Origin of the sequence: Rugamonas sp. DEMB1 (assembly GCF_029834475.1) — a bacterium.
Taxonomy (GTDB): domain Bacteria; phylum Pseudomonadota; class Gammaproteobacteria; order Burkholderiales; family Burkholderiaceae_D; genus Rugamonas; species Rugamonas rubra.
In genome coordinates this window covers 2,262,548-2,285,192 of the sequence record NZ_CP122407.1, presented here as the reverse complement: position 1 = coordinate 2,285,192, position 22,645 = coordinate 2,262,548, and the positions used below count along the sequence as shown (strand labels likewise).

Sequence of the window (22,645 nt, the reverse complement as noted above, 5' to 3'; positions counted from 1 at the left end):
CATCCACTGGCCGCGCCCCGCCAGACACCGATTTTAGCAGGGGCGTGCCGCATTCATTCTTGCGCACGATTCAGATCACGCCGATTCGTTCGATACAGGCGACGCTGGCGCCGCGTCCCTTGACGGCGGCGGCGAAGCCGGCCGGCAAGCCGGCCTGCCATTCCTTGGGCAGCAACACCCGGTCGCCCTCCACCACCTGGCGCAGAATCAGCGCCGTCTTGGCCTCCAGGCCTTCCACCGACTCGACCCGGCCGGCGTGCCAGGCGCTGGAGCAGCCGCTGGCGATCAGCCGGCCGCGCGGCACGAACTCGCGGCCGCGCGCCAGGCGGTCGGCCATGACCAGCGCCAGCTGGTAGGAGTTGCCCTCGAAGCGGGGCTGGCCGAAGCGCACCACGGTGCGCCAGCGGCCCAGGCCACGGCCGTCGAAGTGGCGCGCGCCGACCAGCGCCTGGCGCAGCGCCAGTTGGGTGCTGGCGTCGAGCCCCGGCGCGGCGATTGTATCCTCTTCGTCGCCGCCGCTGGCGACTATCGGGTAGACGCTGACGTCGACCCAGCCCAAGGCGTCGTTGACGCCGCCGCTGTGCAGCGGGAACCAGGCGCGCGCGGTGGAGACACCCGAGGCGGGGTCGGTGTGGCCGCTCAAGGCGCCGAGGTGGGCGATGCGCAGCACGGCGGGCAGCGCGGCGATGGCGTCGGTTTCGGCGGCGCCGTCGCTGTCGCTGTCGCCGCCGACGATGATGCCGATGCTGGCTGGTTCGCCTGCGGCGGCGGTAGGGGAGCCAGTTGCCGCAGCCGGCGCCGCGACCGCCTGTGCGGCGAGATGGCGCCGCAACGAGGCGGTGGCCAGCGCCGAGCGGCCGCTCACCTGGCCCAAATGCCAGGCGTCCGACCAGCCTTGCGCGTACAGCGCGGTGGCGCTACTGCGGTACTCGCCGCGCACCATGCGGTCGGCCAGCACGGCGGCCAGCTCCCAATCGCGCTCGCCGGCGGCGGGCAGCAGGTCCATGCTCAGCACGACCTGGTCGCGGCTGTCGAAGCGGGCCTCGGTGTGGCGCGCCAGGCGCACCACTTCCTGTACCCGTTCGGCCAGCGCCGGTGCGCCGTGCAGCGCGCACTTGACGTCGGCCCGGTTGGCGCGCGGGCGGCGGCTGGCGGTGATGGTCAGCACGCGGCCGTCGGCCAGCATGCAGCGGCAGTCGGCACTGACCGGCACGCTGGGGCGCGCGCTCATTTGCGCGACGTCGGGCGCGAAGGTGTGGTGGGTCTTGGCGGCGTCGGCCGGGGTGCTTGGGTGGTGCGTCATAGCGATGGTTCCTTGCGCGGGGCGGCAGCGGCCGTCGCGTCGCGGGATTGCGCTGGCGCCTCGTCGCATTCCTGCTCTGTTGGCGCGAACGGGGCGCGGCGCAGCGCGAGGTGGTGGTCGAGATTGGCGATGATGCGGTCGGCCTCGTCGAACAGCTCGGGAAGTTGATCCGGCGCGGCCAGCCGCAGGCGGGCCAGCAAGGCCCAGGCTTCGTCGAGCGCGCGTACGGCGGCGATGGCCTGGCTGGCGCGGCGGCGCTGCTGCACCAGGTCCAGCGGGCGGTCGGGCGCGGCCCAGGCCAGCGAGGGCATGGTGGCGACCGACAGGCTGCTCAACGCAAGGCGCTGCAAGAGCTGCTGGTGGCTCTGGAACAGCGCTTGGCTGGGCGGCAGCGCGATCAGGCGCAGCGCGCTGGTGGCGGGCGGAAGCTCGAGGAAGAGGCGGCGCAGGGCTTTGGCGTCGTCGGTCGCCGCGTGGTCTGCTGGGGAACCCCTAGGCGAAGGGCTGGGGTCAGACCCGCGAGGGTCTGACCCCGGTTCGGTGCTGCGGGCTTCGGTTGGGCTGGCGGCGTTCGTGCCGCTGCTCGGCAGCGTGATGGCTGCCGCCGCAGCGGCTGCCCCTTGCTGGGCGTTGCTGGCCTCGGTCGGCACTGCGGCGTTCGTGCCGCCGCTTGGCGGCGCCACGGCTGCCGGTGCAGCGACCGGCGCGCGGGCGGGCGGGCGCTCGGCCAGGCGCGCGGCCAGGCGCGCGGCGCGCGCGCGCAGGGTGGCGGCGAAGTCGATCCGCTCGCCCAGGTCGACCGGGAAGCAGTCGTCCACCGTCACGCCGAAGCGGGTGTAGAGCAGTTGGTTGAGGCCGGCGCGGAAGCTGTGCCACTCCTCGAGCGCGGTGCAGGGCGGCAGGTCCAGTCCGCCCTGGCGCAGCGCCAGTTGCAGCGCCTGCTCGATGGATGCGCCGAACTCGGCCAAGCCCAGCTGCGGCCCGGCCTCGCTGTGCAGCAGCAGCTCGAAGCGCTGCTGCGCCACGCGCGGGTCGGCCGCGTCGACGACGAATTGCAGCCGCAGGCCCAGTTCGGGTGCGGCGGGGAACGGCGTCAACTCGACGTTGTAGGGGCCGGGATGGTAGCAATACACGGTCTCGCCGTCGCCGCGCGCGACGCGGCCGGCGGGCAGGCGGCGGGCGTAGCCGGCGGCGTTGAACACCACCACGCGGCAGTCGGCCGGCGCGACATCGCCGTCCTCCAGGCGCATGGCGATGACGACGCTGCCCAGGCCAGCGGTGTCGGTGGCTGCGCGCCGGCGTCGTTTGAACAGGGCCATGACTTAGGGCGCCGCCGGTTCGACCACGAAGCCGGCGCCGTGCTGGTGGAAGTGCGGCGCCGGCGCGGCGGCGAAGGGCCAGGCGCATTCGCACTCGCCGTCGGCGTCGAGCACGCCTTGCAGCACGATGGCGCCTGCGCCGTCGAGCACCCGCAGCAGCGGCCGTTCGCGCAGCAGTTGCGGCGCGAACGGCGCTTCGGCGGCCAGCTTGAGGACCACCTGCCAGCCCTGCCCTGCGCCGTTGGACAGGAAGTGTAGCGTCCAGTACTGGTCGTCGGTGGACATGTGCTCCAGCGCGGCCACGCCGGCGGCGGCGCGCAGCATGCCGCCGCTGCCGCGCCACGACGGGTCGTTGGCCGCCCCCAAGGCGGACCAGCCGACCGGGGTGATGCCGCCGGCAGGCTCATCCGTTGCTGCGGATTCCCCGGCCATGGTGTGCTGTTCGGCCATGGTGTGCTGTTCGACCATGGCATGTTTTCCGGCTGTGGCGTTCTTCCCCGCCGGCGCGCCCGATGCCGAGGCGCGCCGCTCCAGCGCCAGTTGTTTGAAGCGCCGCAGCGTCAGCGGCGACTGCTGCAGCGCGGCGCGCTCGGCCGGCGTCAGCGCGCGGCTGCCGTCGAGCGCGGCCAGCAGCGTGGCGTCGGCCAGGATCAGGCGGTCGCCGGGGACGGCGCGCGCCAGCAGCAGCCGTTCGCGTAGCTTGGCGTCCATCGATGTCGCATCCACTTGGTTCTCCTTCATTGCGCCTCCGCGCGGGGGGCCGCTTGGTGGCTTACATCATGGCTCGCGTTGTGGTTCGGGTTATGGCTCACATCGTGGGCCGCATGCAGCCGGTCTATCGCTTCATTGCGCCGCTTGCGCAGCGTCGGCATCGAGATCTGGTCCAGCGCCGCCAGTTGTTGCAATGTCGGCAGCGCGCCGGTGGCCGGGTCCAACCACTCGTCCGGGTAGGTCGCGTCGTCTGGTCCCAGCAGCTTATGATAGACCGCCAACCGGATCGGCAGCGAGTCCTGACTCAATATCCGCAGGGTCCAGCTGCCGCCGTCCTGTGCCAACCGTGCCTGTTCCAAGTAGCGGGGGGGCAGGGAAAGACCGTCTGCCACCAACTGCTCGCGCGCCAGCAAGGCCGCATCATCGGCGGCGGGCGGCGTGTCATCAAGCGCCTGCGCCCGCTGGCGGCGGGCCCGCGCCGCCAGCCCATCGGCGGTGTTGTTGGCGCCGTCATTGGCATCGGCGTTATCGGCTGTATCGGCGTCGGTATCGGCGTCGGCGGCCAGTTCGCAGTCCGCCGGCGGCAGGATGCGGTCCGGCGTGTCGGCGAAGGCGCCGCCGGCATGCTCGGCGGCCTCGGACTCGCCGACCACGCGCCAGTAGTCCTCCAGCCACAGCGCGGCGGCGCCGGAGTCGCCGTTGCCCTGCCAGGCGTCGGCGCTGTCCATGTTCGACGACAGCTCCTCGTAGTCGCCGATCTCGGCCAGCATGGCGGCGATCTTCTCCGGGCTGTTCTTCAGGCTGGCGAAGCGCTTCGAGCGGGTGTGCAGCGGGCCGGGCGCGCCGTCGTGGCGCTCCAGCGTTTCGCTCCAGCGGATGATCCACTCGGCCTTGCAGCCGGCGATGGACTTCATCTGCCGCGCCTCGATGGGCGCGCCGGCCAGCGGCCGGCCGAGGATCTCGCCGACCTGCTCCTGGTGCTGCTGCCAGCCGGCGAACAGGCGCTCGACCTCGCGGTAGGCGGTGTCGAGCATGCGGTAGGTGTAGATCTTGTTCGGCGAGCAGGGCCGGCCGGTGCTGACGCTGTAGTTGTCGGCGTCGACCTTGTCGCGCAGGCCGGCGTACATGTCGTTGAATTTTTTGCGCAGGATGCCGTCGGCCGCCGCCTCGTGCCAGAAGGCGCCGCCGCGTCCGTGCTCGGCGGCGATGGCGGCCAGCAGCGCGGCCCAGAAGCCGGCCTGCGCCTGCAGCTCGAACAGCAGGCTGAGGGCCAGCTCGCTGACGCTGTCGCCGTAGCTGTTGCCGTGCGCCTCGGCGCGCGCCGTCTTGTCGGCCGCGCGCAGCGCCGCCGCCACCGCCTCGGTGTAGCGCTCCAGTAGCGTGCCCTGCGCTCCCGGCGGGCAGAGAACCTGCTCCGCGCTGAAATGCCGGAAGGCCTGCACCGAGCAGCGTCCGAGCAGCTTGCGCACTTGTTCCCAGCCGTGCTCCTGGTAGCGGGTTCCTGGCAAACGCATAAGCGTCCTGTCGTTCTAGGCGCGCCGGGTCGTTACGGGACGAACAACCACCGACGGACGCCTCAAAATCATGCCACAAATCTTCTCTCTTCATTACGTCCTTAACAAGGCTATTTCACTCTCTGTTCTTGGCTCTGTGCTTGGCTCCGCGCTTGGCTCCGCACCGGCCTCGGCTTGACCAGCGTCGTCAACAGCGCCGCCAGCATGGGCGCGGCGTGCTCGCCGCCGCTGGCCTCCGAGTGGCTGACGAAGGCGGCCAGCGCCAGCCGGTGGCTCTGGCCGGGCAGGCTGCCCGGCTCCAGCCAGCCGGTGAACCACACCGTGGCGGTGCCCTCGCCGGTGGGCGCGGTGCCGGTTTTGCCGTACAGGCCATGGCGCAGCTCGGCCAGCGCCGGTCCGGCAAAGGCGCCGGCGCCGGTGCCGACGTCGACCACGCCCTTCATGCCGGCGCGGATGCGGTCGAGGCGGATGCCCAGCGGCGCCATCGACGGCGCCTTGCCGGCGCGGCCGTCGAGCGCCAGCAGCAGGCGCGGCGCCACCACCCTGCCCTGGCCGACGGCGCCGGCCGCCAGCGCCATTTGCAGCGGCGTGGCCTGCATGCGCAGGCCGATGGCCATCTGGCGCAGCTCGTGGCGGCTGTGGATCGGGTCGATGTGGGCCGGCGTGGTTTGCAGCGCGTCCCAGGCCGACCAGCGGTAGTCGGCCGGCAGCAGGCCGCCGTCCAGGCGCAGCGCCTGCTCGAAGCCGAGCCGGTGCGCCGCCGCCAGGATCGGCCGCACGCTGTCGAGGGCGCCGGCGTCGAGCGCCTGCAGGTCGGGCGCGCCGCCGTCGGGCCGGCCGAACAGGCTGCGGTCGCTCAACTCGCTGGACCAGGCGAACCAGGTGTTGAGGCTGTAGGTCAGCGCCTGCGCCAGGCCCAGCTTGCCGTCCTGGGCGCGCCGGTCCAGGCTCTGCTCCTTGTAGTTGGTGATGTGGGCCAGTTGCAGGCGGCGCGGATCGAGCGGATAGGTGGCGGCGTCGGTCTGGAAGCCGAAGCCGCGCTGCTGGGCGATGCGGTTGATGGCCGCCAGCGGCAGGCCGCCGAGCAGGCCGTCGAGCTGCGGGTCGCCGACGGCGGCCAGCTCCAGGCCCAGCGCGCTGACCACCTTGAAGGTCGAGCCGGGGCTCTGGTGGGCGCCGCCGTCGTGCTGCAGCGCCGGCAGGCGCAGCGGGCTGCGCGCCGGGTTGCTGCGGTCGAAGTCGCGCACCTCGGCCCAGTTGGCGCCGGTGACGGCGCCGGTGCCGGCGCCGGCCGCCGCCAGCACGTCGCCGGTCTCGGTGTCGAGGATGACCAGGCCGGCGTGGCGCTGTTCCGGCGCGGCCTGGCCGCCGACGCAGGCGGCGCCGTCCCAACGGCCGCGCCGCATGCCGACGCAGTCGAGCACGCGCTGGCTCAGCGTTTGCAGCGGCAGGTCCAGCGTCAGGCGGCCGGCCAGCGGCCCGCCCGAGGCCGACGGCAGCCGCGCCAGCATGCCGGCCACGCCGCTGGCGTGCTCCGGGCCGACGCCGAGCAGCGTGGCCAGGCCGGCGTCGAGCGCCGGCTGGGTCGGCGCGCCGTCGGCCCACAGCAGCGTGCCGTTGCGGTCCTGCAGCAGCACGGTGGACGGCGCCAGCGCGGCCGGGCCGGCGGCGGCCGCGCTGCCGGGCAGCTGCTGCCAAAGCAGGCGGCCGGCGGCGACGCGCAGATGGCGGTATTTCTGGTCCTGCGGCGTATCGACGGCCAGCGCCTCGACGTCCAGCCGCACGCTGCGCGCGCCGGGCAGCAGCGTCAGCGTCAGCTCCTGCGCGTCGTCGGCGGCGGCGCAGGCGCGGCCGGAGCACGCCGGCAGCGCCTGCATGCGCGCACCCGTCGCCGCGCGGGCGCGGCCGAGCAGCAGCAGGCGTTGCTGCTCGCCGCCGGCCGCCGGGCCGGCCAGCTCCAGCGTCAGGCGCACGGCCGGATGCGACGGCGCCTGCGGCCAGCGCGCCACCCGCGTCCACGGCTGCCAGCCCTGCGGCAGCTGGGCGAACAGGCGCGTCGCCGCGCCGGGCATCTGCGCGCTGGCAGGCAAGGGGCTGTCGACGCCGCCGCTGACCACGCTGGCGCGCCAGCCGGAGGCGGCGCCGTCGCGGCCGCGCCAGGCCAGCAGGCGCCGCTCGCCGTTGAAGATGTCGACCTGCTGGCGCACGTACTCGCCGTCGGCCTGGTGGTACAGGCGCTTGATCAGTTTGCGGGTGGCGGCGTCGGCCGGCACCGCGCGCCAGGCCGCCAGGTCGGCGGCGCGGTCGGCGGCGCCGGCGGCGCTCCACTGCGGCAGGTCGCGCGGCGCCAGCTCGACGGCGCCGCCGGGCGCCAGGCGCACCAGGCCGCGCTGCTGCAAGGCCTGGAACAGCGACTGGTCCTCCAGTTCGGCGCGCGGCGCGGCCGGCACGCGGTACTGGCCCGCCGCCAGATAGGTGCTGACGGCCTTGCCGCGCGCCGGGAACGCCGTCACCAAGGCGTTGGCGGGGAGCGCCGGCGCGGCGCCGGCATCGGGCAGCTGATACATCTGCAGCACCAGCTCGCCGGCCTGCGGACACAGCGCGCTGGCGCGCCGCTCGATGCGCAGCGCGTTGCTGTTGTTGACACCGTCGCCGCCCCACAGCAACCAGCCCTGCTGGCGCAGGCCGACACGGGCGCTGGCGCCCTGCTCGGGCTGGCCCAGGCTGGCGTCGCCCAGCCAGCGGGTGCTGGCCGGGCCGTTGCGCCAGTTCAGTTGCAGCGGCGCGGCTAGCGGATCGGCGAAGTCGGCCATGGCCCTGCCGCTGATCTCCACCTCCGGCATGGCCGGCTGGCCCGACCCGGCGGCGCGTTCGCGCACCAGCAGCACGTTGCGCAGCGCCAGCGGCGCGCTGCTCTGCTCGTTGCGGGCCACCCAGCGGCGCACGTCGTCGAAGCGGTAGCCCAGGCGCAGCGGCAGCAGCACGCCGTTGCCGCCATTGCGCAGTTGGCCGCACAGGTCCAGCCGCACCGCCGGCGCGGCCTGCATGCCGGCGGCGACCAGCACGGCGCCGGCCGGCTGCAGGGCGAGGCTGACGCCGGCGCGCCGCGGCACGGCGAACTCGGCGCCCGGCAACGCCGCCTGGAACACCTCGGCCACGCGCAGCTGCTGGGCGGCGGCCGGCGTGTTGACGGTGGCCGCGCCCAGATAGCGGGCGTGGCCGGCGATCAGCGCGGCGCCGGCCAGCGCCGCCGCGACGGCGCCAAGGCCGGCCAGCCGGGCCGGCGTCCACAGCCGGGCCTTGGGCGCGCGGGCGCGTGCCGCGTGCGCGCCGGAGCCGATTCGCCCCGTGCCGGCGTCTGTGCTGGCGCCCAGCCCCACTCGCTGCCGACACCGAGCGCAGCGTCGCGCCGCGCGCGCGCGCCGCGCCGAAGCGCAAATTGGCCAGGCGGCGGCGGGCGCGGCGGCGTTCCGCCATCGCTTGTAAAACCTTGGAGAGGAAAGACGCCATACAAGCCCCGCGCAGCTGTGATCGATGTGCCGGACATTGCGGGGGGAGGCGCAAAAGCATGGTCGAGCCGTCATCGTTTGATCGCCAAAAACTGCAGTCCGTCCCGTCAAAGCGGCGTCTCGTCGCAATTCGATGGCCGCACCAAGTGCCTTTGGCTACAGTGCATACATCGCAACACCACGACCACCACCACCGCCGCTAGGAGCCGCAAAATGAACGTCCTGAAAAATTTCGAAGCCCTGTTCGTCGTCACCCTGGGCCTGGCCTGCGCCGCCAACTACGCGCTCGACAGCGCGCCACAGCCACAGCAGCAGCAAGCCAAGGTCGCCACCGTCGCCATGGCCGCGCCGGCCAATATGCAGGTGGTGGTGGTCAGCGCCAAGCGCCTGAGCACCGAGCAGAAGCTGCAATCGCTGGCCGATGAACAAAAGGCCGCGCTGAACACCGCCGGCACCGCGAGCAAGATGTGATGGGCCGCCGCCTTCGCCTGCACCCGCCGTCCGCCGCGCGCGCCGCGCAGTGACAGGCGAAGCCCCACAGCCCACCCCGCAGCACGCCATGCGCAGCAAACAGTAAACAGTAAGCAGTAAGCAGTAAGCACCACCCTCCGCCGCCGCCTCGCCACCCGCCTCGCTAGCAGCCTCCGCCGAAGTCTGTGCGCCAACGTACACAGTTCATCGCAGAGAATGTGTCAGATGTAAGCACTTGAATCAGTCGTCCCGCCGCCGCGCGCCGCTTGCTATATTTGTCGCAAGCGTGAACACCACGCAGCCACCGGAGAACCCTACTGATCAAGCCCACCTTTTATGCCGCTGCCATGATCGCGCTCAGCGCAGCAGCCTTCCTGCCCGCCGTCGCATCCGCCGAGGTCGGGCTGAGCATCGTCGTGCGCGACGCGCCGCCGCCGGCCCGTTTCGAAAGCATCCCCGTGGCCCGGCGCGGCCAGGTCTGGGCGCCCGGCTACTGGAATTGGGACGGCCGCCGCCACGTCTGGCTGGCCGGCCACTGGGAATCGGAACGCCGCGGCGAGCAGTACCGCCACGCCGAATGGCGCCAGGAGCGCGACGGCTGGCGCCTGCAGCCGGCCGGCTGGATCGGCGTCAGCACGCCGGGCTACGACTACGCCAACGTCGCCCCGCCGCCGCCGCGCTACGAGAACGTGCCGCGTCCGCGTCACGGCTACAACTGGGCGCCCGGTAGCTGGGAATGGCGCCACGGCCGCCACGAATGGCGCGGCGGCAGCTGGATCGCCGTGCGGCCCGGCTACGTCTACAACCAGCCGCAGTGGCGCGAACGCGAGGGCCGCTGGTATCGCGACGAGGCGCGCTGGGAGCGCCACGGCGGCGGCGACCGCGACCACGACGGCGTACCCAACCGCTATGACCGCGACCGCGACGGCGACGGCGTGCCGAACCGCCACGACCGCCGGCCGGACAATCCGCGCCGCGACTAGCGTCCCGCGTGGCTAGTTGCCCGACAACGGCCACGCACTAGGTGGGGCGGCGCCCGATCGGTTATGCTGGCGCCTGCCACCACATCAACAAGGGGACGGCGCCGCGCGCCGGGCTGCAAACCAGCCTGGCGCGCGGCGCCGTGCCCGTTTACTATGCCGACAGAAGAATTCGACCGTCTCGCCGCCGCCGCGTACAAGGGCGAGCGCACCAGCGGCCGCCGCCTGGCGGCGCGCGGCGGCGTGTCCGAGCTGGACGCGCTGCGCCAGACGCTGACCCTGGCCGCCGGCGCCGCCGGACTGGACCAGTTGTTGACCGCCCGCGCGCAGCTGCGCCAATCCGAGCAGGACCGCCGCGCCGCCAAGCTGGAAGTCAAGGCCGCCGCGCTGGCGCAAAAGCGGGCGCGCGCCCAGCCGGCGCCGGGCGCCTGGCAGGCCTGGTTCGACGGCTCGGCCCATCCCAACCCGGGCCGGCTCGGCATCGGCGCGCTGCTGTGCGGACCGCAGGGCCAGCGCGTCGAGATCAGCCGGCGCGCCGGCCACGGCAACAGCGGCGAGGCCGAGTACCTGGCCTTGATCGCGCTGCTGGAGGCGGCGCAGGCGCTGCGGCCGCCGCAGCTGCTGGTGTACGGCGACAGCCAGGTGGTGATCAACGACGTCAACCAGCCCGCAGCGCCCGCCGCCAAGGGGCTGGAGCCGCACCGCGCCCGCGTCGCCGAGCTGCTGGCCGGCCTGGGCGAGGTCAGCCTGCGCTGGATTCCGCGCCACCGCAACGGCGCCGCCGACGGCCTGTCGCAGCAGGCCATCGCCTCCTGGCCGGCGGCGCTGCCCGGCGAGCCGGCCGACTGGCCGACATCGTCCAGGTCTTAGCGGGTGGCCGCGAAACGTACTCCTACTCCGGGGTCCGCGACTCCGCGACTCCGGGGGCAGGACTCCGGACTCCGGGGTCAGGGACTCCGGGACTCCGGGACTCCGGGGTCAGATACCGTCTTGATTTGCAAGCCCTTTCGATAGATAGTTTGCGTCGAAGGGTTTGCCGGTGTGGATGACCCCGTAGATGAGGTGCGTCAGCTTGTGCATGACCGCGCCGATCACGGCCTTCTTCGCCATGCCGGTTGCCAGCAGTCGCTCGGCAAATTGGGCTAGTATCGGGTTGTGTCGGCGCGCGACCAGGCTGGGCATGTAGAGTGCCGCGCGCAGCGCGGTACTGCCCGTTCTGCTGATCATGGTTCGCCCTCGCACCGAGGTTCCCGAACTGCGCTGCTTCGGCGTCACGCCAAGAAACGCCGCGAACGCCTTCGCGCTCTCGAAGCGCCGAATGTCGCCCAGGTGGCCTAGAATCCTCGCCACCGTGGTCGCACCGACACCGGGGATGCTGGCGATGAGGTCGGCGTCGTGCTTGAGGCCGGGGTGGCGGTCGATATGGTCGTCGATCTCGTCCTCCAGCTTCGCGATCTCGGCGCTCAGCCAGGCGATGTGCCCCCTCACATGCTCGGCCACCTCGTCCATTCCCGTGACGGTGTGGGCCTCGAGCCGGTTCTCCTCCTGTTGGCGGATGTCCTTCAGGGCCTGCACGCGCATCGACCAGGCGCGCAACTGGCGCTGCTCGATCGGTGGCGGCGTCCAGGGCGCCGGAGCCATCGCGACGCAGTATCGGGCGATGAGCCCGGCGTCGACCGCGTCGTTTTTGTTGCGGATATTCTCGCTGTACCCGAACCCCTTGATGCACGCCGGATTGACCACGCTGACACGCAAACCGGCCGCGTGCAGGGCCAGCGCCACCGGCTCGTAGTAGACGCCGGTCGCCTCCATGCAAACGTGCAGCTCGGCCATCGGAGCCTTCGACTTGCCCAACCATTCCAACAAAGCCCGATGTCCCGAAGCGGAGTTGTCGACCACCTTCGACTTCGTCTTGCCGTTGACCAGCAACGCCACGTCGAGCTTCTTCTTACTCACATCAATGCCTACAACAGCGTGTACCGTATCCATTTTTGACCTCTCTCGTATGCGGGCTTACGCGCCATGGCGATGGCCCAAGATACCGTTCGGACTTGTAAAATGAAACGGGCGAAGGCACCTATCTGACCCACGTGCTCAATGGCACTCGTGCCGATCAATGTCACTTCGCCCGGCCGCTTCAACGCCATCATTATCCAACGCCGTTGCGGTACGTTCAATATACGAGTGCCGACATTCGGACACGAGCTGAGCCATAAATGGTTCTCCGGCCTTGCAAGCTATTCTCTACCGCTGAGACCGTGTCCAAATGTCGGCACTGACCCTGCCCTACTACCGCTGAGACCGTGTCCGAATGTCGGCACTAACCCCGCCGACTGACCCCGCCGACTGCCCCCGCCGGGCTGCTGCCCCGCCTAGTTGTTTGGCAGGCTCGGGGAGCGACGCGGTCGGCGCACCCCAACAACAAAAACGCCGCCCGCTGTTGGCACGGCGCGGCGGCGTTTCTATCGGGGCGGACGGGCGCGCCAGCCGGGGCCGGCGGCGCCGGCTCAGGCGCGGCGCGCCAGCCGCGGCGGCGCGGCGCGCTCGGCCGCGCGGGCCGGGCCGTTGTGGCCGCCCAGCTGCGCGCGCGGGCGCGCGCCGCCCTCGACCTTGAACACGCTGACCACCTCGGCCAGGTTGGCGGCCTGCTGCTGCATCGCCTCGGCGGCGGCGGCCGACTGCTCGACCAGCGCGGCGTTCTGCTGCGTCACCGAGTCCATCTGGCCGATGGCGCGGTAGACCTCGTCGATGCCGGCGCTCTGCTCGGTGCTGGCGGCGGTGATCTCGGTGATGATGTCCGACACCCGGTGCACGCTGGCGACGATCTCCTGCATCGTCGCGCCGGCGTCGGCCACCAGGCGGCCGCCCTGGTTGACCTGCTCGACCGAGTCGCCGATCAGCGCCTTGATCTCCTTGGCCGCCGAGGCCGAGCGCTGCGCCAGGTTGCGCACCTCGCTGGCCACCACGGCGAAGCCGCGACCCTGCTCGCCGGCGCGCGCCGCCTCGACGGCCGCGTTGAGCGCCAAAATATTCGTCTGGAAGGCGATGCCGTCGATCACGGCGATGATGTCGACGATCTTCTTCGAGGCGCTGTTGATCGACTCCATGGTGCCGACCACCTGGGCCACCACGGCGCCGCCCTTGACCGCCACCTGGGCCGCCGAGGCGGCCAGCTGGTTGGCCTGGCGGGCGTTGTCGGCGTTGTGCTTGACGGTCGAGGTCAGCTCCTCCATCGACGAGGCGGTCTCCTCCAGCGAGGCGGCCTGCTCCTCGGTGCGCTGCGACAGGTCGAGGTTGCCGGCGGCGATCTGGGTCGACGACGAGGCGATGTGCTCGGTGCCGCTGCGCACCTGGCTGACGATGCTCAGCAGGCTGGCGTTCATGTGCTGCAGGGCGCCGAGCAGCTGGCCGGTCTCGTCGCCCGAGCGCACCTCGATGTGGCCGGTCAGGTCGCCCTCGGCGACGCGGCGCGCCGCCTGCACCGCCGTCGCCAGCGGCCGCGTGATGCCGGTGGTGAGCAGCCAGGAGCACAGCGCGCCGAAGGCCAGCACCAGCGCCGCCAGCACCAGCAGCAGGCGCCGGCTCTGCGCGGCGACCGCCTCGATCTGCTGGGCGGTGGCGTCGATCTTGCCGCGCTGCATCTTCAACAACTCCTGCATCAGCCCCAGGTAGGCCGTCGAGCCGGGCGCGAACACCTTCAGGAAGACCGCGTCGGCCTCCTCGAGCTGGCCGGCCGCCTTGAACTTGGCGACCTGGTCGCGCGAGGACAGGTAGATCTTGCGCTGCTCGCCGATGCGGCCGAACAGCTCCTTCTCGTCCGGGTCGACCACCAGCGCCTCGACCTTCCTCTGGTACTCGGCCGACACGGCCGAGGAGGCCTTGGCCTCGTCGGCGAAATAGGCCACCAGGCCCTGGTCGCTGCTGCGGGCGATGGCGGTGGTGCGGCGGATCGCGCTGTCGATCTTGCTGTACCAGTCGCTGATCATGCGCTCCTTGGCCAGCGGCACCTCCATCATGGCGCGGGTGGCCTCGGACAAGTGCTGCAGGCGCCACACGCTGATGCCGGTGATTAACATCGCCAGCGCCAGGATCAGGCTGAAGCCCAGGCCCAGACGGGTACCGATACTCATATTCTTAAACGTATTCATTTGCTTATTCCGATATTGAAAACGATATGTCAGATGTGCCGGTGGCGCGTCCGGGCGCGCAAGGCCGCCGGCGCCGCCCCCCGGCGAAGGGGGGACGGCGCCGCGCGGCGTTCGGCGGCGGGGGGAATCAGGCGGCGACGGCGTCGATCAGGCCCATCTCGGCGCTCGACATCAGCTTGTCGATGTCGACCAGGATCAGCATGCGCTCGTCGAGCGTGCCGAGGCCGACGATGTGGTCGGTGTTCATCGCCGAGCCGATCTCCGGCGCCGGCTTGATCTGCTCGGGCAGCAGGGTGGTCACGTCGGAGACGCGGTCGACCACCATGCCGACCACGCGGTGGCCGATGTTGAGGATGATGACCACGGTGAACTGGTCGTACGAGGGGGTGCCCAGCTTGAACTTGATGCGCATGTCGACGATGGGCACGATGATGCCGCGCAGGTTGACCACGCCCTTGACGAACTCCGGCGCGTTGGCGATGCGGGTCGGCGTTTCGTAGCTGCGGATCTCGCTGACCTTTTGGATATCGATGCCGTACTCTTCCTGGCCCAGGGTGAAGGCGAGGTATTCGGCGGCGGGGGACGTTGCGTGAACGTCGCTGGTAGGGGTGGACATGCGGTTTCCTTAAAGTACATTACTGAACGGATAGGTTCGCAATGTTACCTTAAGTCAAGATTTCACGCATTAAAAATAATGCATTATGGCAATTTCCTGCCGATCCGCGCGCCCGCGCCGCCGTCGCGCGGCGGCTGCCACGGCGCGGCGGCGGCCGGCAGCGCGTCGCGCCGCTGCGCCGGCCGGACGGCCTCGCCGTCGGCGCCGTCGCGCCAGCCTTCCTGGCGCCGCGGCGCGTAGGCGCCGGCGCGCCCGCCCGCCCCGCCCGGGGCGGCGGCGCCGGCCGGGGCCGGGGCCGGCGGCACGGCGTCGCGCGGGTGGGCCGGCGCGCGCGGGTCGTCGGCGCGCGCGGCCGACGACGGCAGGGTCGGCGTGTCGTCCAGCGCCAGCGCGGCCGAGCTGCACAACAAGAGAAGAACGCCGAGGCAAACCGGGCTACGCATGTGTCACCTTATCTGGATGGGAATGAATTGCATTTTGCATAATACCACAGCCCTTAGCAAGCTTACAACGCCGGGCGGTGGATATTTCGCTGCGGCAAGACGAAAATCTCGCCGGCGGCGAGCGGACGGCCGGCGTTTCATGCCACAATTGCGCAGCCCGCCGGCCCGTCGGCGGGCGGCAATACGAGCACACTGGAGATCGATGAATACACTGATGAGCAGCTGGCAGCCGCGCCTGGTCGCGCTGGCCGCCGCCGCCGCCGGCGCCGACGGCGCCCACGACAGCAACCACCTGCACCGCGTCTGGCGCAACGCCACCCTGCTGCTCGACGAGCACCCGGAGGCCGACGGCCTGACCGTGCTGGCCGCCTGCTACCTGCACGACCTGGTCAACCTGGCCAAGGACCACCCGCAGCGCCACCTGGCCAGCCGCCAGTCGGCCCTGCTGGCGAGCCGCCAGCTGGCCGCGCTGGGCTTCCCGGCCGACAAGCTGGGCGGCGTCGCCCACGCCATCGAATGCCACAGCTTCTCGGCCGCGCTGCGCGCCGAGACGGTCGAGGCGCGCATCGTGCAGGACGCCGACCGCCTCGACGCCCTCGGCGCCGTCGGCCTGGCGCGGCTGTTCTACACCGCCGGCCGGCTCGGCTCCGGCCTGGCCCACGCCGACGACCCGATGGCGCTGCAACGCGAGCTCGACGACAAGGCCTACGCGCTCGACCACATCGACACCAAGCTGGCCAAGCTGCCCGGCAAGATGCAGACGGCGGCCGGCCGGCGCCTGGCGCAGGCGCGCCTGGGCGAGCTGACCGCCTTCCGCGACCGCTTCATCGCCGAATGGGCGGCGCCTTGACGCGCCGCCGCCAAGCCGGCGCCCGCCCGGCGGCCCGGCGGCCCTCCCGGCAAGGCGCCCGGTCCGCCCCGGCCGGCGCCGCCGCGCGCGGCGACGGAGGCCGCCGATGAGCCGCCGGCCCGACGCCCAACCGGCCGCCGCGGCCGCCGCCGGCCACGCCGCAGGCCCGGCCAAACCCGCCGCCGCCGCGCCCGCCGGCAACCTCAACTTCGTGCTGGTGTGCATCTTCATCGACATGCTCGGCATCGGCCTGGTGGTGCCGGTGCTGCCCATCCTGGTCGGCGAGTTCGTCCACACGCGCGACGCCCAGGCGCTGTGGTACGGCATCATGGGCGCCACCTTCGGCCTGATGCAGTTCATCTTCATGCCGATGCTGGGCGCCGTCAGCGACCGCGTCGGCCGCCGCCCGGTGCTGCTGTACTCGATGGCCGGCATGTGCGCCAACTTCCTCGCCACCGCCTGGGCGCCCAACCTGGCCTGCATGTTCATCGGCCGGGTGGTCGGCGGCATGTCCTCGGCCAGCATGTCGGTCGCCTCGGCCTACGCCTCGGACGTGTCGACGCCGGACAACCGCGCCAAGAGCTTCGGCAAGATCGGCGCCGCCTTCGGCCTGGGCTTCATCTGCGGCCCCATCCTCGGCGGCCTGCTGGGACGCTACAGCCTGCAACTGCCGTTCTACGTGGCCGCCGCCCTGTCGGCCGGCAACTTCGTCTACGGCTACTTCTGCGTGCCCGAGTCGCTGCCGGCCGGCCTGCGCGCGCCGTTCCAGCTGGGCAAGCTCAACCCGTTTGCCGCCCTGCGCAGGCTGGTCGGCCGGCGCGACATCCGCGGCCTGACCATCGTCTTCGCCCTGGTCACCTGCGCCCAGATGATGCTGCAGTCGACCTGGGTGCTGTACACCCACTTCCGCTTCGACTGGAACCCGAGCCAGAACGGCATCGCCCTGTTCTGCGTCGGCCTGTCCTCGATGGTGGTGCAGGCCGGCCTGCTGGGCCTGCTGATCAAGCGCTTCGGCGAGGTGCGCCTGGCCCTGCTCGGCCTCGGCTCGGGCTGCATCACCTACACCCTGTACGGCCTGGCCACCGAGGGCTGGATGATGTATGTGTTCATCCTGTGCAACCTGTTGGCCTTCGCCGCCGGGCCCGCGCTGCAGGGCATCATCTCGAAGGCGACGCCGGCCAACCAGCAGGGCGAGCTGATGGGCTCGCTGCAATCGATCAGCAGCATCGGCATCATCTTCATGCCGCTGATCGGCAGCGCCATCCTCGGCGAGGTCAGCCACCTGCCGGCGCGCGACTGGCGCATCGGCACCACCTTCTTCGTCTGCGCGGCGATGCAGCTGCTGGCCATCCTGGTGGCGCGGCACTATTTCCGCCACCATCCCTTGCGGCAAGTCTAAGGCGGCGGCGGGCGGACTTGGCATTTGTTAACGAATAGGCCACAATGTGATTTCGCCGCCGGCCCGCCGGCACCTGCTTTCAGTTTGCTACCTGCTTGGTTCGACCACCGAAGACGCCCATGACGCCCGCATTCCGCCGCCTCCGCCCGCAGTCCCGCACCGCCGCGCCGGCCTTGGCGCTGGCGCTGGCGCTGGGCGCGGCCGGCGCCGCCCGCGCCGACTGCTCGCGCGACATCAGCGTGCCGGTCTCGGCCAACGGCGCCAGCGTGGTCATCAACGGCGCCAGCGTCAACGGCATCTACCCCGACCTGCTGCGCAACCTCGGCGGCCGGGTCGGCTGCAACTTCCTCTTCTCGGTGGTGCCCCGGGCGCGCCAGATGGCCATGTACGAGGCCGGCAAGGCCGACCTGCTGATCCCGGCCATGCGCACGGCGGGCCGCGACAAGATCGGCCAGTTCGTCCCCATGGTCGGCCACCGCGCCGTGCTGATCTCCGTGGCCGGCACCCGCGCGCCCGTCGCCAGCGGCCGCGAGCTGCTCGAACGGCGCGAGCTGCGCGTGGCGGTGGTGCGCGGCTTCGACTACGGCGAGCAATACGCCGCGCTGCTGAAGGAATTGGGCCGCCAGGGGCGGCTGTTCACCGAGGTCGACGCCAACGCCGTGGCGCGGCTGATGCACGCCGGCGCGGTCGACCTGACCATCATGGGGCCGACCATTTTGGCCGGCGCCATCCGCCGCGAGCCGCGCGTGCAGGGCCTGTTGGAACGGCTGCGCATGGAGCCGATCCCCGAACTGCCGTGGGGCCAGAGCGGCGCCTACGTCTCGCGCCTGTCGCTGTCGGCCGACGACCAGCAACTGCTGCGCGAGCAGCTGGAGAAGGTCGCCAAGTCCGGCGCCGTGATGGACGGCTTCCAGCGCTACCACCGCCCCGACATCCTGGCCGAGAGCGTGCGCCCGCGCTGAGCCGGCTACTTGGCGGCGTCTTCGGGCGCCGGGCTGGCGCCCTCGGCCGCCGCCGGCGTGCCCAGCTTTTTCAACAGGCCGGACAGGGGGTTGAAGCGGATCGTCGTGGTGCCGCCGCTGCTGCTGATGCCGGCCGCCGCCGCTGCGCCGCCGCTGGCGGCGGTGTTGCCGCCGGCGGCGCGGAACTGGGCGTAGCGCTGCGGCTTGGGCTCGTCCCAGAAGACGCGGCCGGGATTCTTCCTCAACTGGTCCTGGAACACCGGCAACTCCTGCGCGGCGGTCGAGGTGGTGCCGTTGCCGAACAGCATTTGCGGATAGCCGCCGCCCAGCCCCATGCTGGCGACGATCAGCTGGACGTCGCGCGCCGCCTCGACGCCCAGGTCGCAGCTGCCCGACGGCAGGTTGAAGTAGCCGCCCGGCGACTTGAGCAGGGTGTTGCGCCACACCTCGGCGTTCTGCTTGGCGCACCAGATGTTGCGCACGGTCGAGGCGTGGGCGTTGTCCTTCGGTTGCAGGGTGCTGGGCAGGACGTAGACGGTGGCGTCGACCTTGTCGCCGGCGTTGGCCAGCATGCGCTCGAACTTGACGCAGTAGGGACAGTCGAAGGCGGAGATCAGCAACACCTGGTTGCCGGCCTGGCCCTTGCCCTGCTCGAACTTGATGAGGCGGTCGAAACGTATGCCGCGCAGCATCTCGCTGAGCAGGCTGTTCTTCTCGGCCTCGCTGATCGGCTGCGGATCGCGCACCGGCTGGGTCCATTCGACGATCTTGTTGCCGTCGGTGACCAGGATCAGCGTGACGGCGTCGTTCACATACAACTGGCCGACGCCGGCCCCCTGCTCCCAGCGGTACAGGCCCTGGATCAGCGTCTCGCGCACGCTCGACGGGCTGAACGGGATCTTCTTGGCGCGCATGCGCTCGGCCAGCACGCCGCGCACGCTGCCCAGGTCGGCGTAGGCGGGCAGCGCGCCCAGTCCCAAGGTCAAGGCCAGCACGGCGGCCAGCGGACGGCGGAAGATTGCTTGGGACATCGCGACTCCTATTGTTATCAAGAACTCATTATAACCAATCCTTTATAGCCAATCCTATACCTTGCAACAACTTTATTAAGCGCGCCGCCGGGCGCTCACGGCGCCGTGTTGGGCACCACCGGCAGCTCGATCGCGCTGGCGCTGCCGGCGGTTGCTGCCGGTCTGGTAGAACAGCACCGGCGCGGTGTCGGCCTTGGCGGCGCCGTCCTTCAGGTACTGGTCGAGGAAGGGCTGCATGACGTCGCGGCGGAACGCATGCGGAAGGCGCCGTTGTGGAACCAGTCGTCGCCGCGCCAGCCGTTCGACTCGGCAGCGCGGCCAGCACAACGAGGGCGGGAAGGCGGACGGCGGGATGGACGGGCATGCGGACTCCAATGGGACATAGCAAAGGGACATGGGGTTGCCCGTTTTCAATGAATCGGGCCGGCGGCCATCCTACCGAAGGGTTGAGGAATATGCAACGGCGGCGGCGCGCCTTGACAGGGCGCTGGCAAACTGCAACCATACGGCCATGAAATTCTTCCCTACACATCGTTCCAGCCTGAATTGGTGGCGCCGCTAACGTTCAGCGGCCACTGTCTATAGTGATGTGATTTTTTATCAACGCCGCCTCTTCCTGGTGGCGTTTTTATTGGCGCGGCTTGTTGGAGGCAACGTAAAGGAACCTTGATGAGCACGCCAACACCGTCCACCTCCCCGTCCGTGATCCTGACCGGCGACCGTCCCACCGGCCCGCTGCACTTGGGCCACTACGTCGGCAGCCTGCAAAACCGCGTCGCCTACCAGCACGACTACCGGCAGTTCATCATGCTGGCCGACGCCCAGGCGCTGACCGACAACATGGACGACACCGGCAAGGTGCACCGCAACGTCGTCGAGGTCGCCCTCGACTACCTGGCCGTCGGCATCGACCCGGCCAAGTCGACCATCCTGATCCAGTCGCAGATCCCGGAACTGGCCGAGCTGACCTTCTACTACCTGAACCTGGTGACGGTGGCGCGGCTCGAACGCAATCCGACCGTCAAGGCCGAGATCGTGCTGCGCGGCTTCGAGCGCGACATCCCGGCCGGCTTCCTGACCTACCCGGCCAGCCAGTGCGCCGACATCACCGCCTTCAAGGCGACCCTGGTGCCGGTGGGCGAGGACCAGATCCCGATGATCGAGCAGACCAACGAGATCGTGCGCCGCTTCAACCGCACCACCGGGCGCGACGTGCTGGTCGAGTGCAAGGCGCTGGTGCCGGAGATCGGCCGCCTGCCCGGCATCGACGGCAAGGCCAAGATGAGCAAATCGCTGGGCAACACCATCAACCTGGGCGCCAGCGCCGCCGAGATCACCGCCGCCGTCAAGAAGGTCTACACCGACCCGTTGCACCTGCGCGTCGAGGACCCCGGCCACCTGGAGGGCAACATCGCCTTCGTCTACCTGGACGCCTTCGACCCGGAGAAGGCCGCGCTGGCCGAAATGAAAGCCCACTACGTGCGCGGCGGCCTGGGCGACAGCATCGTCAAGAAGCGCCTCGAGGTGGTGTTGCAGGAGATGCTGGCGCCGATCCGCGCCCGCCGCGAAGAGCTGGCCAAGGACCGTGGCTACATCATGCAGGTGCTCAAGGAAGGCACCGCCAAGGCGCGCGAAGTGGCCGCCCGCACCGCCGACGAAGTCAAGGCCGCGCTCGGCCTGAGCTACTTCTAAGCCCGTGGCGCCGGCCCCCAGCCGCGACCGTCCAGCGCCAGCGGCGCGCGGCGACGGCGCCGCGCGCGCCTCCGCCGCCAAAGCGCCGCGCGCCGGCGCCGGCGCCGGCGCCGGCAAGGCCAAGGCCGGCGCGCAGCTGACGCTGGAGTTGGACGAGCTGGTCAAGGGCGGCAAGCGCAAGCCGGCCGCCAAACCGGCCGCCAAGTTCGCTGTTAAAGGCAAGGCGGGCGCCCGGGGCGACGGCGGCGGCGAGCATGCCGGCGCCGCCAAGCCGCGCGCCAAGCGCCCTGCCCCGCGCCGCCAGGCCGCCCGCCCCGGCGCGGCCGGCGCCAGCGGCAGCGCCAGCTACCTGGCCATCGTCGTGCTGCTGGTGCTGTACCTGGTCGCCACGCTGCAGTGGCGCCTGTCGACCTGGGCCGCCGTGGCGTACGGCGCGCTCAGCCTGGTCAGCTTCATCCTCTACGCCATCGACAAGTCGGCCGCCGTCAACGGCCGCTGGCGCACGCCGGAAAGCACGCTGCACCTGCTGGCCCTGGCCGGCGGCTGGCCCGGCGCGATCCTGGCCCAGCAGTGGCTGCGCCACAAGTCCAGCAAACTGGCCTTCCGCATCGTGTTCTGGTGCACCGTGGCGCTCAACATGGGCGCCTTCATGTGGCTGGCGCGCTGGCTGCAGCGCCACGCCTGATCGAGCTCAAGTAGAAAGCAAGAACGATGTGGAACGGCATTTTGTGCGGCCTGCTGGCCGGCGCCCTGTGGGGCATGGTGTTCATCGTGCCGGAGCTGCTGTCGGCCTTCTCGCCGCTGGAGATGGCGGTCGGCCGCTACACCGCCTACGGCCTGATCGCCGCCGCGCTGACCGGGCGCAAGCTGCCGGCCCTGCTGCGCCGGCTCGACCGGGGCGACTGCCACGCCCTGCTGCGCCACGCGCTGTCGGGCAACATCGTCTACTACATGCTGCTGGCCCTGGGCGTCAAACTGGCCGGCGTGGCGCCGACCTCGCTGATCATCGGCGTGCTGCCGATCTCGGTCACGCTGATGGGCCGCAAAGACCACGGCGCCCTGCCGCTGCGCCAACTGGCGCTGCCGCTGCTGGTGGTGGCGGCCGGCATCGCCTGCATCAACATCGACGTGTTCAGCCATAGCAACGGCGGCGCCGCCGGCGAACTGGGCGGCAAGCTGCTCGGCGTGCTGTGCGCCAGCGGCGCCCTGCTGTGCTGGAGCTGGTACACGCTGGACAACGCGCGCTACCTGAAGCGCAACCCCCACTTCGGCAGCGGTGAATGGTCGGCCCTGTACGGCCTGGCCAGCGGCCTGATCGCGCTGCTGATCGGCGCCGCCGCGCTGGCCGTGTTCCACGCCGACGTGAGCGGCGCGGCGGGCGCCGCCAGCGGGCGCGACTGGACCGCCTTCTGGATCATCAACGCGCTGCTCGCGCTGGGCGCCTCGGTGATCGGCAACCACCTGTGGAACGTCGCCAGCCGGCGCGTGCCGGTCACCCTGTCGGGCCAGCTGATCCTGTTCGAGACCCTGTTCGCGCTGCTGTACGGCTTCATCTACAAGCAGCAGCTGCCGCGTCCGCTGGAGGCGGCGGCGATGGTCTTGCTGGTGGTCGGCGTGTTGTGGTCGGTGCGCGCCCACGCGCTGGACGACGCCGAGTTGAGCCCCAGCACCAGCCACGGCGCCGGCTAGGCCGTCGG

General features: G+C 71.1%; 20 protein-coding genes. 9 read left to right on the top strand and 11 right to left on the bottom strand.

Annotation, left to right across the window (positions count from 1 at the left end; translation table 11 throughout):
• Window positions 1-70 precede the first annotated feature (70 nt).
• From QC826_RS10505 to QC826_RS10485, 5 genes are all read right to left on the bottom strand, one after another.
• Window positions 71-1,231 carry a hypothetical protein gene (locus QC826_RS10505; protein ID WP_279766441.1) on the bottom strand — a complete coding sequence of 387 codons (1,161 nt, stop codon included), beginning with the start codon at window positions 1,229-1,231 and terminating at the stop codon, window positions 71-73.
• Window positions 1,232-1,299: 68 nt separating this feature from the next.
• Window positions 1,300-2,622 carry a hypothetical protein gene (locus tag QC826_RS10500; protein WP_279765552.1) on the bottom strand — a complete coding sequence of 441 codons (1,323 nt, stop codon included), beginning with the start codon at window positions 2,620-2,622 and terminating at the stop codon, window positions 1,300-1,302.
• A gap of 3 nt (window positions 2,623-2,625) precedes the next feature.
• Window positions 2,626-3,363: a hypothetical protein gene (locus tag QC826_RS10495; RefSeq protein WP_279765551.1), complete on the bottom strand. Its 738-nt coding sequence runs from the start codon at window positions 3,361-3,363 to the stop codon at window positions 2,626-2,628.
• Window positions 3,360-4,847: a hypothetical protein gene (locus QC826_RS10490; protein ID WP_279765550.1), complete on the bottom strand. Its 1,488-nt coding sequence runs from the start codon at window positions 4,845-4,847 to the stop codon at window positions 3,360-3,362. The genes QC826_RS10495 and QC826_RS10490 overlap by 4 nt, the downstream gene beginning before the upstream one ends.
• 110 nt (window positions 4,848-4,957) lie before the next feature.
• Window positions 4,958-8,227, bottom strand: coding sequence for a penicillin-binding transpeptidase domain-containing protein (locus QC826_RS10485; protein ID WP_279765548.1), 3,270 nt, complete (start codon window positions 8,225-8,227; stop codon window positions 4,958-4,960).
• A gap of 342 nt (window positions 8,228-8,569) precedes the next feature.
• Between QC826_RS10485 and QC826_RS10480 the strand changes: the two genes are divergently transcribed.
• The 3 genes from QC826_RS10480 (at window position 8,570) to QC826_RS10470 (ending at window position 10,677) form a co-directional block, all read left to right on the top strand.
• The gene (locus QC826_RS10480; RefSeq protein ID WP_279765546.1) at window positions 8,570-8,827 is read left to right on the top strand and encodes a hypothetical protein; all 258 of its coding nucleotides are present in this window, start codon (window positions 8,570-8,572) and stop codon (window positions 8,825-8,827) included.
• 347 nt (window positions 8,828-9,174) lie between these two features.
• Window positions 9,175-9,810: a thrombospondin type 3 repeat-containing protein gene (locus QC826_RS31230; RefSeq protein WP_313872853.1), complete on the top strand. Its 636-nt coding sequence runs from the start codon at window positions 9,175-9,177 to the stop codon at window positions 9,808-9,810.
• Between the two features lie 153 nt (window positions 9,811-9,963).
• Entirely contained in the window at window positions 9,964-10,677 is a 714-nt protein-coding gene (locus QC826_RS10470) for a ribonuclease HI family protein (RefSeq protein WP_279765545.1), read from the top strand.
• A 108-nt stretch (window positions 10,678-10,785) separates the two neighbouring features.
• Here QC826_RS10470 and QC826_RS10465 read toward each other — a convergent pair whose 3' ends face one another.
• From QC826_RS10465 to QC826_RS10450, 4 genes are all read right to left on the bottom strand, one after another.
• A complete protein-coding gene (locus QC826_RS10465) occupies window positions 10,786-11,796 on the bottom strand; it encodes an IS110 family transposase (protein ID WP_279763670.1) in 1,011 nt (336 codons plus the stop codon).
• Between the two features lie 518 nt (window positions 11,797-12,314).
• Window positions 12,315-13,955: a methyl-accepting chemotaxis protein gene (locus QC826_RS10460; protein ID WP_279765544.1), complete on the bottom strand. Its 1,641-nt coding sequence runs from the start codon at window positions 13,953-13,955 to the stop codon at window positions 12,315-12,317.
• Between the two features lie 127 nt (window positions 13,956-14,082).
• Window positions 14,083-14,571: a chemotaxis protein CheW gene (locus tag QC826_RS10455; protein ID WP_093391225.1), complete on the bottom strand. Its 489-nt coding sequence runs from the start codon at window positions 14,569-14,571 to the stop codon at window positions 14,083-14,085.
• Window positions 14,572-14,654: 83 nt separating this feature from the next.
• Window positions 14,655-15,014 carry a hypothetical protein gene (locus QC826_RS10450; protein WP_279765542.1) on the bottom strand — a complete coding sequence of 120 codons (360 nt, stop codon included), beginning with the start codon at window positions 15,012-15,014 and terminating at the stop codon, window positions 14,655-14,657.
• A 202-nt stretch (window positions 15,015-15,216) separates the two neighbouring features.
• On the opposite strand from QC826_RS10450, the gene QC826_RS10445 reads away from it, so the two are divergent.
• The 3 genes from QC826_RS10445 to QC826_RS10435 all read left to right on the top strand — a co-directional run bounded on the left by QC826_RS10445 (window position 15,217) and on the right by QC826_RS10435 (window position 18,225).
• A complete protein-coding gene (locus QC826_RS10445; RefSeq protein ID WP_279765541.1) occupies window positions 15,217-15,864 on the top strand; it encodes an HD domain-containing protein in 648 nt (215 codons plus the stop codon).
• Window positions 15,865-15,970: 106 nt separating this feature from the next.
• Window positions 15,971-17,263 (top strand): TCR/Tet family MFS transporter, encoded by a 1,293-nt coding sequence (locus tag QC826_RS10440; RefSeq protein ID WP_279765540.1) that lies wholly within the window; start codon window positions 15,971-15,973, stop codon window positions 17,261-17,263.
• Between the two features lie 119 nt (window positions 17,264-17,382).
• Window positions 17,383-18,225, top strand: coding sequence for a transporter substrate-binding domain-containing protein (locus QC826_RS10435; RefSeq protein ID WP_279765539.1), 843 nt, complete (start codon window positions 17,383-17,385; stop codon window positions 18,223-18,225).
• Window positions 18,226-18,230: 5 nt separating this feature from the next.
• On the opposite strand, the gene QC826_RS10430 is transcribed toward QC826_RS10435, so the two are convergent.
• Together QC826_RS10430 and QC826_RS10425 are read right to left on the bottom strand one after the other, a co-directional pair.
• The gene (locus QC826_RS10430) at window positions 18,231-19,256 is read right to left on the bottom strand and encodes a hypothetical protein (protein WP_279765538.1); all 1,026 of its coding nucleotides are present in this window, start codon (window positions 19,254-19,256) and stop codon (window positions 18,231-18,233) included.
• Between the two features lie 75 nt (window positions 19,257-19,331).
• Window positions 19,332-19,493 (bottom strand): hypothetical protein, encoded by a 162-nt coding sequence (locus QC826_RS10425; RefSeq protein WP_279765537.1) that lies wholly within the window; start codon window positions 19,491-19,493, stop codon window positions 19,332-19,334.
• 432 nt (window positions 19,494-19,925) lie between these two features.
• Here QC826_RS10425 and trpS point away from each other — a divergent pair, with 432 nt between their 5' ends.
• Genes trpS through QC826_RS10410 form a run of 3 tightly spaced genes read left to right on the top strand, consistent with a single transcriptional unit; the run spans window position 19,926 to window position 22,637 of the window.
• Window positions 19,926-20,948 carry a tryptophan--tRNA ligase gene (gene trpS, locus QC826_RS10420; protein ID WP_279765536.1) on the top strand — a complete coding sequence of 341 codons (1,023 nt, stop codon included), beginning with the start codon at window positions 19,926-19,928 and terminating at the stop codon, window positions 20,946-20,948.
• A gap of 4 nt (window positions 20,949-20,952) precedes the next feature.
• Window positions 20,953-21,633, top strand: coding sequence for a DUF1294 domain-containing protein (locus tag QC826_RS10415; RefSeq protein WP_279765535.1), 681 nt, complete (start codon window positions 20,953-20,955; stop codon window positions 21,631-21,633).
• A 26-nt stretch (window positions 21,634-21,659) separates the two neighbouring features.
• Window positions 21,660-22,637 carry a DMT family transporter gene (locus QC826_RS10410; protein ID WP_279765534.1) on the top strand — a complete coding sequence of 326 codons (978 nt, stop codon included), beginning with the start codon at window positions 21,660-21,662 and terminating at the stop codon, window positions 22,635-22,637.
• Window positions 22,638-22,645: the final 8 nt, after the last annotated feature.

What these genes read in the sequence shown, in the direction of transcription:
- QC826_RS10505 (WP_279766441.1), bottom strand. Translation starts at nt 1,231, where the DNA reads ATGAGCGCGCGCCCCAGCGTGCCGGTCAGTGCCGACTGCCGCTGCATG.
- QC826_RS10500 (WP_279765552.1), bottom strand. Translation starts at nt 2,622, where the DNA reads ATGGCCCTGTTCAAACGACGCCGGCGCGCAGCCACCGACACCGCTGGC.
- QC826_RS10495 (WP_279765551.1), bottom strand. Translation starts at nt 3,363, where the DNA reads ATGAAGGAGAACCAAGTGGATGCGACATCGATGGACGCCAAGCTACGC.
- QC826_RS10490 (WP_279765550.1), bottom strand. Translation starts at nt 4,847, where the DNA reads ATGCGTTTGCCAGGAACCCGCTACCAGGAGCACGGCTGGGAACAAGTG.
- QC826_RS10480 (WP_279765546.1), top strand. Translation starts at nt 8,570, where the DNA reads ATGAACGTCCTGAAAAATTTCGAAGCCCTGTTCGTCGTCACCCTGGGC.
- QC826_RS31230 (WP_313872853.1), top strand. Translation starts at nt 9,175, where the DNA reads ATGATCGCGCTCAGCGCAGCAGCCTTCCTGCCCGCCGTCGCATCCGCC.
- QC826_RS10470 (WP_279765545.1), top strand. Translation starts at nt 9,964, where the DNA reads ATGCCGACAGAAGAATTCGACCGTCTCGCCGCCGCCGCGTACAAGGGC.
- QC826_RS10465 (WP_279763670.1), bottom strand. Translation starts at nt 11,796, where the DNA reads ATGGATACGGTACACGCTGTTGTAGGCATTGATGTGAGTAAGAAGAAG.
- QC826_RS10460 (WP_279765544.1), bottom strand. Translation starts at nt 13,955, where the DNA reads ATGAATACGTTTAAGAATATGAGTATCGGTACCCGTCTGGGCCTGGGC.
- QC826_RS10455 (WP_093391225.1), bottom strand. Translation starts at nt 14,571, where the DNA reads ATGTCCACCCCTACCAGCGACGTTCACGCAACGTCCCCCGCCGCCGAA.
- QC826_RS10450 (WP_279765542.1), bottom strand. Translation starts at nt 15,014, where the DNA reads ATGCGTAGCCCGGTTTGCCTCGGCGTTCTTCTCTTGTTGTGCAGCTCG.
- QC826_RS10445 (WP_279765541.1), top strand. Translation starts at nt 15,217, where the DNA reads ATGAATACACTGATGAGCAGCTGGCAGCCGCGCCTGGTCGCGCTGGCC.
- QC826_RS10440 (WP_279765540.1), top strand. Translation starts at nt 15,971, where the DNA reads ATGAGCCGCCGGCCCGACGCCCAACCGGCCGCCGCGGCCGCCGCCGGC.
- QC826_RS10435 (WP_279765539.1), top strand. Translation starts at nt 17,383, where the DNA reads ATGACGCCCGCATTCCGCCGCCTCCGCCCGCAGTCCCGCACCGCCGCG.
- QC826_RS10430 (WP_279765538.1), bottom strand. Translation starts at nt 19,256, where the DNA reads ATGTCCCAAGCAATCTTCCGCCGTCCGCTGGCCGCCGTGCTGGCCTTG.
- QC826_RS10425 (WP_279765537.1), bottom strand. Translation starts at nt 19,493, where the DNA reads ATGCAGCCCTTCCTCGACCAGTACCTGAAGGACGGCGCCGCCAAGGCC.
- trpS (WP_279765536.1), top strand. Translation starts at nt 19,926, where the DNA reads ATGAGCACGCCAACACCGTCCACCTCCCCGTCCGTGATCCTGACCGGC.
- QC826_RS10410 (WP_279765534.1), top strand. Translation starts at nt 21,660, where the DNA reads ATGTGGAACGGCATTTTGTGCGGCCTGCTGGCCGGCGCCCTGTGGGGC.